The sequence below is a fragment of the Thermostichus sp. MS-CIW-36 genome, assembly GCF_054059035.1.
In genome coordinates this window covers 1-18,321 of record NZ_JBSSBR010000044.1, presented here as the reverse complement: position 1 = coordinate 18,321, position 18,321 = coordinate 1, and the positions used below count along the sequence as shown (strand labels likewise).

17 protein-coding genes, 1 tRNA gene and 1 riboswitch are annotated in these 18,321 nt (G+C 60.2%); of the genes, 13 read left to right on the top strand and 5 right to left on the bottom strand.

Annotation, left to right across the window (positions count from 1 at the left end):
• Positions 1–195: 195 nt before the first annotated feature.
• Positions 196–267, bottom strand: a tRNA-Gly gene (locus ACVWVQ_RS13425).
• Between the two features lie 233 nt (positions 268–500).
• On the opposite strand from ACVWVQ_RS13425, the gene ssuE reads away from it, so the two are divergent.
• The 6 genes from ssuE to ACVWVQ_RS13395 all read left to right on the top strand — a co-directional run bounded on the left by ssuE (position 501) and on the right by ACVWVQ_RS13395 (position 5,783).
• The gene (gene ssuE / locus ACVWVQ_RS13420; protein WP_414414120.1) at positions 501–1,028 is read left to right on the top strand and encodes an NADPH-dependent FMN reductase; all 528 of its coding nucleotides are present in this window, start codon (positions 501–503) and stop codon (positions 1,026–1,028) included.
• 232 nt (positions 1,029–1,260) lie between these two features.
• Positions 1,261–1,342: riboswitch (Glutamine riboswitch) on the top strand.
• A 79-nt stretch (positions 1,343–1,421) separates the two neighbouring features.
• Positions 1,422–1,595 carry a DUF4278 domain-containing protein gene (locus tag ACVWVQ_RS13415; RefSeq protein WP_083757650.1) on the top strand — a complete coding sequence of 58 codons (174 nt, stop codon included), beginning with the start codon at positions 1,422–1,424 and terminating at the stop codon, positions 1,593–1,595.
• A gap of 799 nt (positions 1,596–2,394) precedes the next feature.
• Positions 2,395–2,634 carry a preprotein translocase subunit SecG gene (gene secG / locus ACVWVQ_RS13410; RefSeq protein ID WP_011433676.1) on the top strand — a complete coding sequence of 80 codons (240 nt, stop codon included), beginning with the start codon at positions 2,395–2,397 and terminating at the stop codon, positions 2,632–2,634.
• 12 nt (positions 2,635–2,646) lie between these two features.
• Positions 2,647–3,300, top strand: a complete 654-nt coding sequence (locus ACVWVQ_RS13405; RefSeq protein ID WP_414331391.1) for a YqiA/YcfP family alpha/beta fold hydrolase — start codon at positions 2,647–2,649, stop codon at positions 3,298–3,300.
• Between the two features lie 61 nt (positions 3,301–3,361).
• Positions 3,362–4,102 (top strand): HAD family hydrolase, encoded by a 741-nt coding sequence (locus ACVWVQ_RS13400; protein WP_414383437.1) that lies wholly within the window; start codon positions 3,362–3,364, stop codon positions 4,100–4,102.
• A 37-nt stretch (positions 4,103–4,139) separates the two neighbouring features.
• Positions 4,140–5,783 carry a gamma-glutamyltransferase family protein gene (locus tag ACVWVQ_RS13395; RefSeq protein ID WP_457508962.1) on the top strand — a complete coding sequence of 548 codons (1,644 nt, stop codon included), beginning with the start codon at positions 4,140–4,142 and terminating at the stop codon, positions 5,781–5,783.
• Between the two features lie 5 nt (positions 5,784–5,788).
• Here ACVWVQ_RS13395 and fabG read toward each other — a convergent pair whose 3' ends face one another.
• Complete coding sequence (fabG, locus tag ACVWVQ_RS13390) at positions 5,789–6,550, bottom strand: 3-oxoacyl-[acyl-carrier-protein] reductase (protein ID WP_011433672.1); 762 nt, start codon at positions 6,548–6,550, stop codon at positions 5,789–5,791.
• Between the two features lie 321 nt (positions 6,551–6,871).
• Between fabG and ACVWVQ_RS13385 the strand changes: the two genes are divergently transcribed.
• Positions 6,872–7,366, top strand: a complete 495-nt coding sequence (locus ACVWVQ_RS13385) for a DUF3531 family protein (protein WP_414343673.1) — start codon at positions 6,872–6,874, stop codon at positions 7,364–7,366.
• A 12-nt stretch (positions 7,367–7,378) separates the two neighbouring features.
• Here ACVWVQ_RS13385 and ACVWVQ_RS13380 read toward each other — a convergent pair whose 3' ends face one another.
• Positions 7,379–9,139 (bottom strand): sulfatase, encoded by a 1,761-nt coding sequence (locus ACVWVQ_RS13380; RefSeq protein WP_457508960.1) that lies wholly within the window; start codon positions 9,137–9,139, stop codon positions 7,379–7,381.
• 81 nt (positions 9,140–9,220) lie between these two features.
• Positions 9,221–10,195: an LPS export ABC transporter periplasmic protein LptC gene (gene lptC / locus ACVWVQ_RS13375; protein WP_457466092.1), complete on the bottom strand. Its 975-nt coding sequence runs from the start codon at positions 10,193–10,195 to the stop codon at positions 9,221–9,223.
• A 155-nt stretch (positions 10,196–10,350) separates the two neighbouring features.
• On the opposite strand from lptC, the gene ACVWVQ_RS13370 reads away from it, so the two are divergent.
• Genes ACVWVQ_RS13370 through ppk1 form a run of 3 tightly spaced genes read left to right on the top strand, consistent with a single transcriptional unit; the run spans position 10,351 to position 14,412 of the window.
• On the top strand, positions 10,351–11,220 hold the full coding sequence (locus tag ACVWVQ_RS13370; protein ID WP_414388243.1) for a branched-chain amino acid ABC transporter permease: 870 nt from the start codon (positions 10,351–10,353) through the stop codon (positions 11,218–11,220).
• Positions 11,220–12,179 (top strand): branched-chain amino acid ABC transporter permease, encoded by a 960-nt coding sequence (locus tag ACVWVQ_RS13365; RefSeq protein WP_414522371.1) that lies wholly within the window; start codon positions 11,220–11,222, stop codon positions 12,177–12,179. Before ACVWVQ_RS13370 ends, ACVWVQ_RS13365 begins: the two co-directional genes overlap by 1 nt.
• 58 nt (positions 12,180–12,237) lie before the next feature.
• Positions 12,238–14,412, top strand: coding sequence for a polyphosphate kinase 1 (ppk1, locus tag ACVWVQ_RS13360; RefSeq protein ID WP_457508964.1), 2,175 nt, complete (start codon positions 12,238–12,240; stop codon positions 14,410–14,412).
• Between the two features lie 80 nt (positions 14,413–14,492).
• Here the strand turns inward: ppk1 and ACVWVQ_RS13355 are convergent, their stop codons facing one another.
• Positions 14,493–15,071, bottom strand: coding sequence for a DoxX family protein (locus ACVWVQ_RS13355; protein WP_457411568.1), 579 nt, complete (start codon positions 15,069–15,071; stop codon positions 14,493–14,495).
• Positions 15,072–15,346: 275 nt separating this feature from the next.
• Between ACVWVQ_RS13355 and ACVWVQ_RS13350 the strand changes: the two genes are divergently transcribed.
• From ACVWVQ_RS13350 to ACVWVQ_RS13340, 3 genes are all read left to right on the top strand, one after another.
• A complete protein-coding gene (locus tag ACVWVQ_RS13350) occupies positions 15,347–16,465 on the top strand; it encodes an ABC transporter ATP-binding protein (RefSeq protein ID WP_011433663.1) in 1,119 nt (372 codons plus the stop codon).
• Between the two features lie 155 nt (positions 16,466–16,620).
• Positions 16,621–17,664, top strand: a complete 1,044-nt coding sequence (locus ACVWVQ_RS13345; protein ID WP_457473708.1) for a GntR family transcriptional regulator — start codon at positions 16,621–16,623, stop codon at positions 17,662–17,664.
• Between the two features lie 114 nt (positions 17,665–17,778).
• Positions 17,779–18,213, top strand: coding sequence for a hypothetical protein (locus ACVWVQ_RS13340; protein WP_457508958.1), 435 nt, complete (start codon positions 17,779–17,781; stop codon positions 18,211–18,213).
• The last annotated feature ends 108 nt before the right edge of the window (positions 18,214–18,321 follow it).

Genomic DNA, 18,321 nt, shown 5'->3' with positions numbered 1-18,321 from the left:
GTCAGGACTTGGGTCATGGTTCTATCATAACTTCCGCATTCCTCCCGACACTGACCCTACGGGTACAGTGCGGGGCTCCTGCGATTTCTAGCTGACCCCGAACTACCCCTTTTTACCTTGAGCTCATTGATTTCCCGGACTAGGCCAAGTCCGGGAATGCTTGCGGAAAGCGGGTTTTGCCGGTTGGTTGGGGAAAGCGGGCGATGAGACTCGAACTCACGACATCCAGCTTGGGAAGCTAGCGTTCTACCACTGAACTACGCCCGCGTAAATCAATCTCAAGTTTAGCAAGCTGAAACCCTTGCTGAATCTAACCTATCACGTTCCCGACCCCTTGAGTAGGTGGGGAGTCGGTGGGCATATTTTGCCCGCAATTTGACCAGCAGGGAATGACGTCGAGAGACAAAGCTATCGTGCATGCTGGGGCAGGGCGAGAGTGGGTTAATCATCTTTCACATGGGATCCCTGGTACAACTGAGGCAGTATTCTGTCTGCGGCCTATGTCCAGCATCCTCCTGCTCTCCGGTAGTCCCAGCACTCCTTCTCGCTCAGAAGCCGTTTTACATCACGCTGCCGGGATCCTGTCCGATCTGGGATTGACCACTCAGTTTGTTTCGGTGCGGGATTTGCCCCCAGAGGATCTGGCACTGGCCAAGTTCGATAGCCCTCAACTCAAGGCAATTCAGCAAAAGGTGGCCCAAGCTACCGGGATCGTCATCTCTGCTCCCGTTTACAAAGCCTCCTATCCAGGTGTGTTGAAGGCACTGCTGGATTTGCTGGATCAAGACGCCTTTACCGGTAAAGTGATTCTCCCCATTGCCACCGGGGGAACCCTGGCCCATCTGCTGGCCATCGACTTTGCGATGAAACCTGTGCTGGCGGTGATGGGGGCAACCCACATCCTGAGAGGGGTTTATATCCTGAGTTCTCAAATTCAGTTGGACGCTGCCGGAACACTACAGCTAGAGGCCGACATCGAGGAACGTCTGCGAGCAGGGCTGCAGGCACTTGCGCAGGCGGTGAAATAGAAGAAATCAGAATTTTGCGGAGACTGGCCGAATACGGGATTGGTGCCCTGGGCCCGGAACCGGTTGCGGCAATCTATTCCGAAAAGTGCATAGGTGATTGCCCAGTCAGGCCCGAGAAGCCGCGGAAGAGCCGACGGCAAGGGATCCCTTTTGCGGGTATGGCCGGATTAAATTTCTATAAATCCCCCAAAAAACCTGCAAAACCGTAAGTTATGATACAGACATAGGATAAATCGTTCATCTCTGCAGTTGGCTCACCGTTGGTTGGGAGCTGTGCAGAGACGGAAGTAGGGGTCTTCCCGAAGGAACGCGCCTCAACTGAATCGCGCCACTCTCTCCGTGGCTTACGGTTCAACAACAACAAACTCAACCCTTCGTTGATGGAGGCGACTTATGAAACTCTCTTTCCGTGGCAACACCTTTGACTACGTTCCCGCGCATACTCAGCTCAGTGATGAGGAGTTGCAAGCTCAGTATCGCGGTCAAACCTTCTGTGTGCACCACACCAGCAAGAAAGCGATGCCTCACCCTCATCAGCCCCTGACCTACCGGGGCGTAAGCTACTGAGGTGAATACTGTTTGCCCTTGTAGGTGAGGTGGGGATCCTCTGGAAATCTCCATAAGGGCTGGATAAAGACTGGGCGGCCCCGTTTGGGGTCGCCTTTTGGGGCAAAACAACTGGAGCAAAACAACACCTCCAGAAGAGATGGCTTAGCCCAGCCAGTTCAGATTCTCAAGCAAGATCGATATCCATCGATATCTTCTCGATATCTTCGTCCGCCAGCTTCTCTCCCCGTCTAGTGACCTGAAGGATTGCGTCGAGGCTGCCTGGGGACAGGTTCTATGTCTTCTGGAGTGGGTTTGCTGGAAGGGTGAGGTGGACCTTGCCAAGGTTGACCTCAAAGGGAGGAGCCAAATCGGTCGCAAGTGCTGGGGGACAGTCAGCAACAGCTGGGCTGTCGGGGGGCCTCAGTGCCCTGAATGCCGGTACCGGGTGCATCGGGACCCAGCCTCAGCCTTGGGAACTGTGCTGGGTGGATTAGAGGTTGTTTTGCGAGCTGGCAGTAGCCAGGGAGGCTGGGGAAGGGAAGCCACCTGTCCAGTCGTTTTGTCGGGGGTTGTAGACCCAGGCAAGTGGCAGGGGGCAGGAATGCCCAGCCGCGAGGTAAGGACTCCGTCCTGCTGACGGGGAGGGAAGCCTGTGCTCTGTCCGCAGGACGAGCGCCGGGAGGATGCCACAGAAGATGGGTGGGTCTGCACCTGCCAACTTGATTCTGAAATGGGAGCGATGCCGAGACAGGGTGCGCTAAGATGAGGTTCCAAGCGATAATGGCCTTAGCAACTTGCCCTACGGGGATCCGCTGCGATGGAAGCGTTTTTCGAGTTTCTCTGGTCGGCTTCGGCCATCTTGCTGGTGATCTTGGTGCTGCTGCACAGCCCTAAGGGGGATGGGTTGGCGGGCATTGGCGGGCAGGCCCAGCTGTTCTCCAGCTCCAAGAGTGCTGAGCAAAACCTCAACCGCATCACCTGGACGGTAGCGACCCTTTTCCTCTCCATCAGCGTGGTGTTGGGGGCGGGCTGGCTCTCGGCAGCCACAGGGCCATAGGGATCCCTTTCCGTGTTGGCGATTTACCTGCATGGATTCGGCTCTGGGCCGCAGTCGGCCAAGGCAACTTTCTTTCGGCAGCGGCTGCAGCAGGTGGGGATCCCTGTTCAGGTGCCTGATCTGAACCAGGACAATTTTGCCCAGCTCACCTTGACCCGCCAGATCCAGCAGGTTTCCAGCCAGCTTGCCGAGATGAACTACCCCCCTGTCACCCTCATCGGCTCTAGCTTGGGGGGCCTGGTGGCTGCTTGGGTTGCCGAACGACAACCTTGCGTGCAGCGCTTGGTGCTCTTGGCGCCGGCTTTTGGCTTTTTAGGCCATTGGCTGCCGCGGCTGGGGGCAGAGGCGGTGGAGACTTGGCAGCGAACCGGACAACTCATGGTGTTTCACTACGGAGAAGGCCGCCCTCTCCCTTTGGAGTACGGCTTTGTTGCCGATGCCCAACGCTACCCGGATGGGGCGTTGCGACGGCCTGTGCCCACCTTGATTGTGCACGGGATCCAAGACGACACCATCCCCATTCAAGCCAGCCGAGACTACGTGGCCCGTCGCCCCTGGGCCCAACTGGTGGCGGTGGAGAGCGACCACGCCCTGACGGATGTGTTGGATCCCATTTGGCAGATCACCAGCCGCTTCTGCGGGTGGGGGATGGAGACGGGGCAGTAGGGTTGTTAAAGGGGATCCCTGTCCCGTGCTTGCCCATTCGCGAAAGCGTCGCGTAGCGATAATGTCTATGCAATCCAAAGTGCTGTGCCTACAACAGGGGAAGGCTGACGTGACTGCCGGCTTGCTCTTCGATATGGACGGGGTGATTGTGGATTCGGAACCAATCCATGCCCGCGCCGGGGCCATTGCCCTGCAACGCTGCCACCTATCCCTGGATTTGGCCCCCATCTCCCTGCAGTTCAAAGGGCGCACCGACCGCGACATGTTCGAGTACCTTGTCCAACACCAGACGGACACCCCACCTGCAGAACGGCCCCTGCTGGTGCAGCGCTTGATCGAGGAAAAGGCCAAGGCTTTTGGCGAGCTGCTGGCAGAGGTACCCCTGGTGCCGGGGGTGCTGGAGTTTTTGGCGGCCAGCCGCCAGCGCTTTTCTGCCCTGGCCGTCACCACTTCGGCCATCCGCCGGGATCAAGCGCAGATTTTCCAGCGCTTCGACCTGCACCGCTGGTTTGACGCGGTGATTACCGCCGAAGACATTCAGCGGGCCAAGCCCGACCCAGAGCCTTACCTGAAAACGGCTGCCGCTGTGGGGTTGGATCCGGCGTTGTGTTGGGTGATTGAAGATTCTACCCATGGGATCCGCGCCGCTAAGGGGGCTGGCTGTTTTGCGGTGGGCCTCACGACGGCTTTCACCGCCGAGGAACTGCGCCACGCCGGGGCAGATGTGGTGGTGGACAGCTTTGCGGAGTTGGCCGCACTCCTGTTCGCGAGAGCGTCGCGTAGCGATAACCTGCCTGTGTAGGGAGCCCAGCCCATTCGCGAGAGCGTCGCGTAGCGATATGCCAGCACCCACTTTTTTGCGGCAGGCCCTGGATCGCTATCCGTTTGCTTCGCGGCGACGGGTGGTGATGGGCAGACAGGGATCCGTGGCCACCAGCCAACCTTTGGCGGCAATGGCGGGCATGGAGATGTTCTGGGCGGGCGGCAATGCTGTGGATGCAGCCGTGGCAATGGCGGTGGCTTTGACGGTGGTGGAGCCAACCTCCAATGGCATTGGCGGCGATGCCTTTGCTCTGGTGTGGGAGGGGGGGGAGGAGGGTCAGCTGTACGGGTTGAATGCTTCCGGTCGCAGCCCAGCCGCCCTGACGCCGGAGCGGTACCGGGACTATGGGCGGATCCCCCCCTACGATTGGTTAGCGGTGACGGTGCCGGGGGCAGTTTCCGCTTGGCAGACCTTGCACCGGCGCTGGGGAAAGCTGCCGTTCGAGCGTCTGTTTGTGCCTGCCCTTCGTCTGGCGCAAGAGGGATTTCCGGTCTCTCCCCGGGTGGCCCAACTGTGGCAGGCGGCGGAGTCCATCTATTTGCCCCTGCCAGATCCCCGCCACGAGGCCTTCAAGGCCGTTTTCTTTCCCCAAGGGCGTGCCCCACGGGCTGGAGAGCGCTGGAGCAGCCCCCTGCATGCTCAAACCCTAGAAGAGATTGCCCGTAGCGGTGGGGAGAGTTTTTACCGGGGGGAGCTGGCGGAGAAGTTGCTGGCTTTCTCGGAGGCCACGGGCGGCTTCCTGTCCCCCGCTGACTTGGCCCAGCACCGGGCCGATTGGGTGGAACCCATCCATACAGATTACCGCGGCTACACCGTCTGGGAGATCCCCCCCAACGGGCAGGGCATTGCCGCTTTGATGGCGCTCAACCTTTTGGAGGGTTTTGAGCTGGGTCGGATCTCCTACGATGCCGGCGAGCGCTATCACCTGCAGATTGAGGCAATGAAGCTGGCCTTTGCCGATGTGAGCCGACAGGTGGCGGATCCGGAGTATGTGCGGGTCAGTCCTGCCCAGATGCTGGATAAGGCTTATGCACAGCGGCGGCGGCAGTTGATCGGGAGGGAGGCGATCCCCCTGGCCCAGCCAGGGCTGCCGGAGGGGGGAACGGTTTACTTGGCTACAGCTGATGGTGAGTTGATGGTGTCTTTGATTCAGTCGAATTTCGATGGCTTCGGCAGTGGTCTGCTGGTTCCGGGCACGGGCATTGCTCTCCACAACCGCGGCACGGGTTTCACCCTGGAGCCCGGCCATCCCAACCAGGTGGGCCCCCGCAAGCGCCCCTACCACACGATCATCCCCGCTTTTCTATCCAGAGAAGGGATCCCCCTCGGCCCTTTTGGTGTCATGGGGGGGGCAATGCAGCCCCAAGGCCATGTGCAGGTGGTGGTGAATTTGGTGGATTACGGCCTGAACCCCCAGGCGGCTCTGGATGCGCCCCGCTGGCGAGTGCTGTGGGATCAGGGGATCCCGCAGGTGGCGCTGGAGAGCACGGTGCCGCCCCAGGTGGTGCGCGAACTCTCCGCCCGCGGCCATGCAGTGCAGGTGGTGGACTCAGAAGAGGATTGCGGTCTTTTCGGCCGGGGACAGATCCTCTTGCGGGATGGGGATCACTTCATTGCGGCTTCCGAACCCCGTGCCGATGGCCTAGCCCTGGCGTGGTAGAGTGCCTAGCTCATCACCATGCCACCATCGATGGCAAAAACCTGTCCCGTGATGTAGGCCGCCGCCGGATCTGCCGCCAAAAAACGCACCAGCCCCGCCACTTCTGCCGGGGATCCCAGTCGCCCCAGGGGGATCTGCGCCAAAATCGGGCCAGGATCCAGTTTTTCGGTCATTTGGGTGGTGATGAACCCCGGTGCCACGGCGTTGACGGTGATGTTGCGGCTGGCCAGCTCGCGAGCTGCTGTCTTGGTGAGGCCCACCACCCCTGCTTTGGCGGCGCTGTAGTTGGCCTGGCCGGCATTGCCCACCAAGCCCACCACCGAGGTGATGTTGATGATGCGCCCCTGGCGCTGCTTCACCATGATCTTGGCGGCTGCCTTCAGGCAGAGAAAGACCCCCGTCAGGTTGAGATCCAGCACCGCCTGCCAATCTTCTGGCTTCATGCGCAGCAGCAGGGTGTCGCGGGCCATGCCGGCATTGTTCACCAGCACATCCACCCGACCCCACCGCTCCATCACCTGGGCAAACAGGCTCTCCACCGCCTCTGGGCAAGACACATCGGCGGCCACAGGGATCCCTTCTCCCCCCAGGGCCGCGATCTCCTCCACCAGGGACTCGGCTTCGGCAGCGGAGCGGGCGTAGTTGATCGCCACTTTTGCTCCAATGGCCCCCAGGTGCAGGGCAATCGCCCGGCCAATGCCCCGGCTGGCTCCCGTGACCACAGCCACCCGGTCTTGGAGGGAAGGCAAAGGGAGAAGCTCAGACATAAGCGGCAGGTTCCTCGTGATTCGGACAGCGTGATTAGGACAGCCGCAACAGTATAGGATGCTTTGGGGCCGTCTGGCTGCCACGGACTTCCCGGCAACCGCCTGCGCCATGTCCGTCCTAACCGCCGATGGCCTCGGCAGGAGGGATCCCGTGGTTCCAAGCGGCCACCCTGACGGCAAGATTTGTTGCTGGAGGGATTCGCATGGCACAAAAGTGCAGGAGCTTTGGGCGTTGCACCAATGGGTGAGCAGAGCCAGATTAAGATCAGAAGCTAGGCCCCATCGCGTCAGCGGGCCGTAGGCCTTGCAGAGGAACTGTCCATGCAAGTGGAGTTTCGCGAGTGCGATCCGGGAAATCTGTGGATCTGGTTTGAGTTTGCCGAGCCGCCGGTCGAAGCTGAGCTGGAGTACCTCAACGAGGTGCTGGAGTCGTGGTACGTGTTGGGCAAGCTGGGCGGATTTAACGCCGAGCGTCTGGTGGCCCAAGAGGCCGAGGTGGATCTGAGCTATCTGGAGTATCCCAACGAATCGGATCCCTTGCCTTCCCTGATGCACAACATGGGATCCCTGGAAGAGAAGGACAACTGGGCCCGCTGCTGGTTTGATCTGGGCACCGCCGATGCGATGGCGCTGGATGTGTTGATCAACGCCCTGCGCACCCTCAGCCTGGAATACATCGGCCTCAGCCGCGTGATTATCGGCGGGCAAAATGAGGATTGGCCAACGGCGGATCCGGAGGAGATGGATGACATGGATGACTACGATCTAAACGGCTATGTGCGGGATCACAGGGAGGAGGAAGGAGGGCTGGAATAGCGGGATCCCTGCCTACTCCAAGTAGCCCAGCTCCTGCATCTGCCGCACCAAGTCGGCATCGCTTTCCACATTCACCTTGCGAGGAGCCGTGCTAGGCCGCCGGGATTCTGCCCAGCTCACCCACGTTCTCAGCTCCTGCTGCAGGCGAGCCAGCCAAGCCTGGGGCCAGCCGGTCTCCACCGCCGACCCGTCGTGACAGCGTTGCGGATCAGCATCAGGGAGAGAGGAGACAGGATCCCCGTCGCCGACCCAGAGCAGATCCCGCAGCTCCGCCGGATCCTGCTCCAAGTTGTAGAGGCTGGGACGATCCCCCGTTTGGATGAGCTTGGTCATCCCCTCATAGAGGGCACGGCGGATGTCGTAACAGGCACGCGCCCGCAGCAGGCTGTCGTTGCGGTTTTCCATAGCCCGAATGAGGAGGTGGGGCGGGAAGGCTTCGCTGAGCACTGTCCCCTGCTCAGGATCTTCCCCTGCCAAGGTGCGGGCCAAGCTGAGGCGGGCGACCTCGCGGCGGAGCTTGAGGCTGACACAGGGGGCACCGTTGGGGGAAAGGTTGGGGCTAAAGCCAGCAGCTTCCAGGAGGGTATGGAAGAGGCGGCGGGTGGAAACGGGGGTGGCAATGCGTTTTCCTGCCGGGAAGTGGCCGGGATAGCGCAGGATGAGGGGCACGCGGATCAGCTCTTCGTAGACCACAAAGGCGTGGCCGACGAAGTCGTGTTCCCCCAGCCCTTCACCGTGATCGGCGACGATGGCCACCAGCGTATTCTGCTCCAGGCCGGTGTGGCGCAGGGTGTCGAAGACGGATCCCAGCAGATGATCTTGGTAGGCCACCTCTGCATCGTAGATATCCCGAAGCACCTGAGCTTGCAGCGGGGAGAGGGGTTCCGGCAGGGGCGCCATCCAGCGGTAGGGTTGGGCGTTGTATTGGCGCAGAAAGTCGCGGGCCTCGCGATTGCTTTTGAAATAGGGGGCAAATGTCTGCACAAAGGGCTCCGGCGGCCAGTAGGGCAGGTGGGGCTCCATCAGGTTGACAAAGCAAAAGAAGGGCCGTGCTCCGGGATCCGACCGGCGGCGGGCCATCTGCTGCAGGTAGCGGTTGAGGTCGGCAATCGAGGCGGCGGTGTTGCCTTTGAAGTTGAGCAGGCGGGTCCAGAGGGAGGCAAACCAGGGGTGCAGCGCCAGCTGGAAGAGGGCGTCGGAGCGGGCAAAGGCGTTTTGCACCGGATAGGAGAGCCGCCGCCAAAATTGGGTGTAGGCGGCCAGCCAGCGGTTCAAGGGGGCGGGCAAGGGGGTGCCTTCGGGGGGGCGGGTGGGCAGAGCGCCACCGTAGTTGTAAAAGGTTTCAAAGCCGCGCCGCAAGCCGTTTTTCAGGATCCCTACCAGGGGGTTGTTGCAAAAGCCCACAGTGGTATAGCCGCTCAGCTGCAACAGCTCTGCCAGGGTGGGCAGGGCGGGGCTCAGCTCCAGATCTGCTTGGACAGTCTGGTGGGTGCTGGGATATTCCCCCGTAAAGAGGGAAGCGTGGGAGGGGATGGTCCATTGGGCAGGGGCAATGGCCCGCTCGAAGAGGGTGGATTCGGCAGCCAGCCGATCCAGGTTGGGGCTGGTGGGCACTTGGCGGGCACGCTCCGCTTCCGACCAGTAGCAGGAGAGACGATCTGCCCGCTGGGTATCCAGCACGATCAGCAGGATGTTGGGGCGTTCTGCAGCAGCGCCAGCCCTGGCGGGGAAACATCCTGTTTGCGTCAGCGAGACGGAGTCCTTAAAACTCACCACAACCCACCTGATACGTTTCTTAAAGTATCCCTATCCTGCCATGCTCTCGGCCAGCTTTCTGCTTCCCCCACCGCCTCCTCAGGGCAAAGTGAGCTGGGTTTGGCTGTTGCCCTGGATCCGAGCGGTGTTGGCCTGCCAATCCAGGATCCCTTGGTTGCCCCTAACGGTCAGAGCCTGGCCGGGCTGGCGGTAGCGCACGTTGCCCTGGGCTTGCAACTGGGTGGAGCCGATGCGCCAGCGGATCTCCTGGGCCTGCAGCTCTTGCCCTGTCTGCTCGGCTTTGGCTTGCCCGTTGCCCAATATGCGCAACTCGGTTAGAGGCAGGGGAGCCCGCAACTGCTCGCCCCTGAGGCGCAAAGCTTGTAAGGGAGCGTAAACCTCTACAGACCCTACTGCCTGCACTTCCCCGACGCCAAATTGCCACAGAAAACGGCTGGCAGCCAGCTCCAGATCCGGATCCCGGTACTCTGCCCGCACCGGCTGAGTGGGATCCAGGTTCTCCAACTGCATCTGGGCTTGGCCAAAATCAACGAGCAGCCGCTCCCCCTGCAGGGATCCCTGCCCATCCAACAGCTCCACTTTCACCTGGCCCTCGGCTTGGAGGCGGCGCTGTTCCGGCAGCCATTCCACCCGTTGGGCCTGCAGACGCAGGTTGTCTCGCTCCGATTCCACCTCGACTTGACCCGTCAATTCCAAACGTCGTTCGCCGGGGTAGGCAGAGCCTTGCTCGGCGCGGGTGCGGATGGCGCGGTTGTCTTCGTCGAAGAATTCTCCCTCAACGGCCTGCAAATGGGCGGATCCCAACTGCACAGGAGCGGCACCATTTTCTGGGGGGGACTCATATTCGGCCAGGCGAGCCTGTAAGCGCCAGAGAATGGCACCATCCGGTCTGGCCTGGGTGAGGGTGATGTCTTCGTAGATTAACTGGGGAGTGGGAATGGGATCCGCAGGTGTGGGATCCCTGTCTGGGGATGGCTCCAGCGCTCCGCAGGCAAGGCTCAACAGGGCCAAAGCTGCCAGGGAGCTGAGGATGGACAAAGACCTGGACTGCATGGATCTTCTTCCTTGTGGGCGCTCTCCCCTACCCTAGCTTTCTTAGGACTCCGTCCCGCTGGCGCGATCAGCCGTATCCTTCCGCTGCGCTGAGCCGGATCCCGCTCTCGGCAAACCCGTGGCATTATCAGGGCAAAGTGTTTTTGGGGGCAAGCGTGACCCAACTGTTGCAACTTTTCATCTACGGCCTTGTCTTGGGCAGCATCTACGCCCTGGGAGCAATTGGGGTGTCGCTGACCTTTGGCATTTTGCGCTTTGCCAACTTTGCCCACGGGGATCTGATGACCCTGGGGGCCTACTTCGGCCTGACATTTGTTGGGTTGGGTTGGCCAATTGGGGTCAGCCTGCTCCCGGCAGCTTTGGCCACGGTACTTTGTGCAGTTGGGATCGACCAACTCATTTATCGCCGCCTGCGCCGGGAGGCACCAGTGATCTTGCTCATTTCTTCTTTTGGCACCGCCCTGATTCTGCGCAGCCTGGTGCAGATCATCTGGGGGCCCAACAACCAGGTGTACCGCAGCGGGATCCAGTTGCCGTGGCGGCTTGGGGAGCTGCGCATTAAGCCCGATTGGGCGGTAATCCTGGCGGGAACAGCCCTGTTGGTGGTGGCACTGCATCTCTTCTTACAACGCACGCGGGTGGGCAAAGCGATGCGGGCCATGGCCGACAATTTTGAGCTGGCCAAGATTACCGGCATTGATACGGAGCGAATCGTTCTCTGGACTTGGGCCATTGGCGCAGCCTTGGCCTGTGCAGCAGGTGTGTTCCTGGGTATGGATACCCGGCTGCACCCCACCATGGGCTGGCGGCTATTGCTGCCCATTTTTGCAGCGGCCATTCTCGGCGGCATTGGTCGCCCTTACGGGGCCATTGCCGGAGGGCTGGTGATTGGCCTGGCGGAAGAGTTTTCCACCTTGGTGATGAACCCTGCCTATAAAACCGGGGTGGCCTTCGCCATATTGGTATTGCTGCTGATCTTCCGACCCACAGGATTACTGGGATCCCCGGGTGGGGGGGATGTCTGATGTTGAGCTACGGCATTTTCTTTTTGATTTTGGTGGGGATCTACGGCGTGCTGGTGCTGGGCCTCAATATCCAGTGGGGCTACGCCGGCATGTTCAACATCGGGGTGGGGGCTTTTTTTGCCGTGGGAGCCTATGCCAGCGCCATTGTCACCACACCCCCAAGCGCCGAGCATTTGGGCGGCTTCAATCTGCCCTTTTGGGTGGGTTTTGCCATAGCTGTGGCTGTCGCCGGGGCGATTGCCTTTTTGATCGGGTTGATTACCCTGAAGCTGCGTTCCGACTACTTGGCCATCGCCACCATCGGCATTGCTGAGATCATCAGCCAAATCCTGAGAAATGAGGGCTGGCTGACCAATGGCGTACGGGGAATTACCCGCATTCCACGACCCTTTCGCGGCTGGATCCCAGGTCAGGATACCCTTCTCTACTTGGGCTTGGTGCTGGTCATTTTGGCGGTGGTCTATTGGGCTGCGGAGCGGGCCTATCGCTCCCCCTGGGGGCGGGTGCTGCGGGCCATTCGCGAGGATGAACCGGCAACCATGGCCGCCGGCAAAGATGTGCTCCAGTTTCGCCTGCAGGCGTTTGTGCTGGGATCCATGCTCATGGGGTTGGCGGGGGCCCTCTACGCCCATTTTGTCAATTTCATCAGCCCAGAAGCCTTTCAACCGGAGTTTGCCACCTTTATCGTTTGGGTAATGCTGATCGCGGGGGGCAGTGGCAACAATCGCGGCGCCTTGCTGGGAGCGCTGGTGATTTGGGGGGTGTGGTCGGGCAGCGAGTGGCTCACCAACCGTTTGCCGCCCCAGTGGGCCACCCGGGCTGGCCCTTTGCGCATTTTGTTGATCGGGATCCTGCTCCAGGTCATTCTTCTGACGCGCTCTCAAGGATTGTTGCCTGAACGTCCGCCCAAGCCCGTCTTGGGCACTTCTCCTTCGCCTCAGCAGAACCCCGCAGGATAGGATTGGGTCGGCTCCAGCTGTTGTTGACGTGTTTGAGATAACCCAGCCCTCTGTCGTCATGACTCCGCGTCCCAAGGAAACTGACCCTTCCTGGCCACCCTGCAACCCCGACACGACGGGCTGCCCCCCTGATGCCGGACAACCAGGGATCCGGACTACACCCATCCAAGAGGGCTATGCTCTGCCGGAGCAGTATTTCAACCGGGAGCTGAGCTGGATTGAATTCAATGCCCGGGTTTTGCACGAGGCCCTGGATGAGCGCACACCTCTGCTGGAGCGGCTGAAGTTTCTGGCCATCTTTGAGAGCAACCTGGACGAATTTTTCATGGTGCGGGTGGCGGTGATCCGTCGTCAGTTGGAAACGGGCGTGTTGGTGCTAACCCCGGATGGCCTTACACCGCAGCAGCAGTTACAGCAGATCTCGAGCCACCTGCGCCCCCTGATTCGAAAATTGCACACTTGCTTCCGGCAGGAACTGGTGCCCAAGCTGGCGGAACAGGGCATTCACATCCGCGATTTTTCCGAGCTGGCCGAGTCGGAACGGCAGGAGCTGCGGGACTACTTTGAGAGGCGTTTGTTTCCAGTGCTCACCCCCTTGGCGGTGGATCCAGGCCATCCCTTTCCCTACATCTCCAACCTCAGCCTCAGCCTGGCGGTGGTGGTGCGGGATCCAGAGACTGGCAAGGAGCATTTTGCTCGCGTGAAGGTGCCCAACACCTTGCCCCGCTTTGTGCCGCTGCGGGATGGGGTGAGCTTTGTGCCGCTGGATCAGGTGATTGCCCACCATCTGGAAGCACTGTTTGTCGGCATGCAGGTGCTGGAGTACTACCCCTTCCGCATCACTCGGGATGCCGATCTGGAAATCCAAGAGGACGAGGCCGACGATCTGCTGGCTGCCATTCAAGAAGAGCTGCGCAAGCGCCGCTTTGGCTCAGTGGTGCGCATGGAGATTGCCAGCCAAACTCCGGCAGCCATCCGACAACGGCTCAGCGAAGAGATGCGCCTCAACAGTGACTCGGTGTACGAAGTGGATGGCCTCTTGAGTATGGGGGGGGTGATGGCGTTTCTCAGCCTGAATCGGCCCGATTTGAAGGATCCCCCTTGGGGGCCGGTTACTCCCCCTCGCCTGCGTACCGCTTCGGTGAGCGATGAGCCGGTGGACATGTTCTCCGTCATCCGGGAAGGGGATCTGTTGGTGCATCACCCCTACGATTCCTTCGCCGCCAGCGTGGAGCGGTTTCTGGAGGAGGCCGCCAACGACCCCCAAGTGCTCACCATTAAGCAAACCCTCTACCGCACTTCCGGCGACTCGACGGTGGTGAAATCCCTCATTCAGGCCGCCGAAAACGGCAAGCAGGTGGCCGCTCTGGTGGAACTCAAAGCCCGTTTCGACGAAGAAAACAACATCCTCTGGGCCAAAAAGCTGGAGAAAGCCGGGGTACACGTGGCCTATGGCCTGCCGGGGCTGAAGATCCACTGCAAGCTGGCTTTGGTGGTGCGGGAAGAGGGGGGATCCCTGCGCCGCTACGTCCACATCGGTACCGGCAACTACAACCCCAAAACCGCCCGTATCTATACCGACCTAGGGCTGTTCACTTGCGATGAGACCCTCTGCAACGATGTTACGGAGTTGTTTAACCTGCTGACGGGCTACTCACGGCAACGGCAATTCCGCAAGCTCTTGGTGGCCCCCAGAACCCTACGCCAAGGCATGGAAGCCCTGATCCGCCGCGAGATGCGCCATGCCCAAGCGGGGGGCCAGGGGCGTATCATCGTCAAGATCAACTCTCTCACCGACCCGGAAATGATCCGGCTGCTCTACGAGGCCAGCCAAGCCGGGGTGGAGATCGACCTCATTGTGCGCGGCATGTGCTGCCTCAAGCCCGGGATCCCCGGCCTAAGCGAACGCATCCGCGTGATCAGCATCATCGGGCGCTTCCTGGAGCACTCCCGCATCTTCTACTTCTACAATGGCGGCCAGGAAGAGTACTTCATCGGCAGTGCCGACTACATGACCCGCAACCTGGATCGGCGCGTTGAGGTGGTTACCCCTGTGGAGGATCCCGCGTTGCAGCGGGAGCTCAAGGCGATCTTGGACATCTGCCTGACGGACAACCGGCAAGCCTGGGAGTTGCGCCCTGATGGCACCTACGTGCAGCGGCAACCCAAGCCAGGAGAGCCTGTGCGCTCCACCCACCAACGCCTGATGGAGCGGGCCGCCAGCCGCATTTAGCAGGATGACTCTCACTGCTAACCTCTCTCTCAGAGGGAGAGAGGAGCAGCCTCGCCGCTATCGGGAATGGCCACCAAAGCTCAGGATCCGGTGGTCTTGGCGGCCTCGGCCTCTTCCTCGCCCAGCGCAATTACCCGTTCCGTGGCCTGCAACGAAGACTGCAAGCTCTCCAACTTTTCTCGGCTGGAGCGGTTCAGCCACGACTCGATTGCGTTCACCAAGAGCTGATCCACAGAGAACCAGCCGCCCCCATTCACCGCAAAGGCCAGGAAGATCGCTGCGTAGATGGCGGATAGCTCCAAGTAGGGAACGCTGAAGCCGGCCACCTTAATGTGATGGAACATGGCCACTGCCATCGTCGCGAACAAACCCAACGCTGCCCCGCGGGTCAACAAACCCAGCGCCACCATGGGGGCTGCAATCAGCTCGGTATAGGCAGCCACATAAGCGAAGAAGATCGGGAAGGGCAACCCGATCACTTCTACATAAGCCGTCGCAAATCCTTCGATATCTGCCAGTTTGTCAAGGCCGTTGTGAATCATGAATAGCCCTGCCACCACCCGCAAAACGGTCCACGCCACTTGAGACCAGCGCGGAGTTACGCTGTCGTGACGCAAAGCCGAGGCGAGTAGCACGGGAAACTGCTGAGAGGGTGCCATAGGATAAAACCTGCGATGCAAAGATGAGCAAGGATTCTAACTTATTGTAACGATTCTAAATTTCTGTAACAAGGGTGGGACTCAGATCCCCAGTGGTCAAGGGATCCCATGCAAAAACAGGGATCCCATGCAAAAACAAGGCCTCCGGCCCGCTTTCGCGACCGGTCGGGTGGGTTTCCGGCGAGCTTTCACCCTCGCACACCACCTCTGCTCTTGGCCTGGGACTTTTCCGGCCTTGCTGAGACCTGTCAACCTCTGTAAATGGATCCCTCATAATGGGTTCATTTGCTGCCTGTGTCGATATGGTTGCCGAATCTGTCCTCGCCTCTGATGTCAGCTCCGCCAAAGCCCAAGCCGGGAGAGAGGAGGGATCCCCGCCTGCCATTCGTTTGCGGAGGGTCAGCCGCAACTTTTCCGGGATCCAAGCGGTGGACGGGGTGGATTTGGAGGTGCAGCAGGGGGAGTTTTTTACGTTGTTGGGGCCGTCGGGTTCGGGCAAAACCACCTGTTTGCGGATGATCGCGGGCTTTGAGCGTCCGGATGAGGGGCAGATCGAATTGAACGGCCAGAATGTTTTGGGTCTGCCGCCCTACCGACGGCCTGTGAACACGGTGTTTCAGGACTATGCTCTCTTCCCCCACATGACGGTGGCGGAGAACGTTGGCTACAGCTTGATGATCCGCGGCATACCGCCGAAGGAGCGCCAAAAGCGAGTGCAAGAGGCGCTGGAGCTGGTACAACTGCCCGATCTGGGATCCCGTAAACCCAGCCAACTTTCAGGGGGGCAACGGCAACGGGTGGCCTTGGCGCGGGCTTTGGTTGGCCGACCGCAGGTGCTCTTGCTGGATGAACCTTTGGGGGCGCTGGATTTGAAGTTGCGCCAACAGATGCAGTTTGAACTCAAGGCCCTACAACACCGCCTTGGTCTCACCTTTTTGTACGTCACCCACGACCAAGAAGAGGCCCTGACCATGAGCGATCGTATTGCCGTGTTCAATCGCGGGCGCATCGAACAGGTGGGATCCCCGGCAGAGCTCTACGAGCGACCTGCCACCCGGTTTGTAGCCGGTTTTATCGGCCAAACCAACTTGATCGAGGGATCCCTGGCGGAACGATGCGTGGGAGAAGCGGCCCTGTTTGCTTTGCGCCCGGAGCACATTCGGATTGACTTATCTGAAGAAGGGATCCCCGATGGCCACTGCCGCTTGCGGGGACGGATTTGCGACACTGCTTATCTAGGGGCTTTCATTCGCTATCAGGTATGGGTGTCGGGCTGTGAGGTGAAACTTTTGGCTGTGCAACCCAACCCCGGCCTGAATTTGCAGCAGTTGCCGGAAGGGACGGAGGTGACTTTAAGTTGGGATCCCAGCCGGATGCACCGCATCCCCGAATAGGGCTCTCAATCCCGATCTCCTCTGGAGCTTGTCTATCCGGCGTCGGCGCTATCTTGCAGGCAGTTGACACTCCCGCCGACTGAAGTCGAGGGATTCTTACGTAGCCCAGAAACGGGCTCGCAACGGCGTTGTCAAAGGGAGAAAAACGGGCCATGATGCGCATTTCCATCCAGCCGGAGAGTGGGATCCCTGGCTCCGTACAGCTTTTTAATTTGCTCTGCTTTGCCATCGCCTGCGGGCAATTTCCTCCCGGCTACCGCCTGCCCAGCACCCGTCAATTGGCTATGCAAACAGGCCTGCACCGCAATACCATCCACAAGGTTTACCACCAACTCGAGGCTATGGGCCTGGTGGAAACCCGCGCTGGATCTGGCATTTACGTGAGCCGCTCCGCCCGCCAGGTGGTTAACTACTCTCGCGGCCTGGGGGAAAACCTGGATCGATCCCGACAGGTCCTGGAGCAGGTGCGCCAGGGCATCGACCAGCTGCTGCAGCAGGGGTTTTCTTTGGAGCAGGTGCGGGATCTGCTGCTAGCGGAGATCGATTGGCGATTGCGCTGCAGTGCCCAAGTGCTGGTGTGTGTGCCCAACCGGGATTTGGGTACAGGACAACTGATGGCCCAGCAAATCCAGCAGACTTTGGGCATCCGGGTCCAGTTGGTGCCCCTGGAGGAGCTGGCCACCGTTCTGGATCAGATCCATTCCGGCACTGTGGTGACGCTGCACTATTTTCTCAGCGCCGTCGAGGCCATTGCCCAACCCCGGGGGGCCCGTGTTCTGACAGTGGAGGTGTCCGACTACGCCCGCGAAATTGCCCTGATCCGCCAATTGCCTTCCTACGCCTGTCTGGGGCTGGTGAGCATCAGCACTGCCCTGCTGGAGGTTGCCGAGGTGATTGTCTACAGTCTGCGGGGAGACCTGCTGGTGCTGACGGCAGTGATCTCGGATACGGAACGGGTGGGATCCCTAATCCGCCGCGCCCATACGCTGATTTGCGATGAGGCCAGCTACCCCACCCTGCGGGTCTTGGTGCGCCAAGCCCGAGCCGATCTAATCCGCACACCCAACCTAGTCTGCGCCACCCCTCACATCGGAGAAGCGGCTATGGCCGAGCTGAGACGGGAATTGGGTGGGATCCCTGGAGCCGGAGGGGATAGAGAGGCGGGCGGCAGCGGTTTGCAGAGTAAAGAAACGCATTAAGCCTTGTTGCAGGTGAGCCATTTTGCGGATGACAGGCTGCCCAAGATCGTGCTTAAGTGAAAATACGGTAAAAGCTCTCTCATTTTGATTCATCACTGATCAGTCTTTACACGCATGGTGATCCTCGACTACGCCTCCGCCAATCACGACTATGTGGCGGTTACACGGGAAGGTTTCTGGGAGGCCATCCGCTTCCAAGACCATTTTTACGTCTTCAACCGGGGCTTTTCTCAGCTGCAAGAGGCCATCGCCAGTTGCCGCTACGACATGGATCACGGATCCCTGATCAGCCTCGTGGTGGTGCGCCCTCGGAGCTATGAGGTGTGGTCACAGGTGGGATCCGACATTCCCGTCTTGCCGAAGCAACTCTTGAGCCCCACAGCCAGGGACTCCCTCCTACCGGCGCGTTCGGTTCCATCTTTGCCCAAACGTCCTTTCTGGTCTTTTTGGGGTTGGGGATCCAAGGCTTATGTGGTGGATGGCGAGCCGGCTGCACCCCAGTCTTTGTTCCACCATAGCCCTCGGCCCTACAACGCTCTACAGGCCTAGGCCGGAATCGGTTTCAGCTAGAAATCGCAGGAGCCCCGCACTGTACCCGTAGGGTCAGTGCCGGGAGGAATGCGGAAGTTATGATAGAACCATGACCCAAGTCCTGAC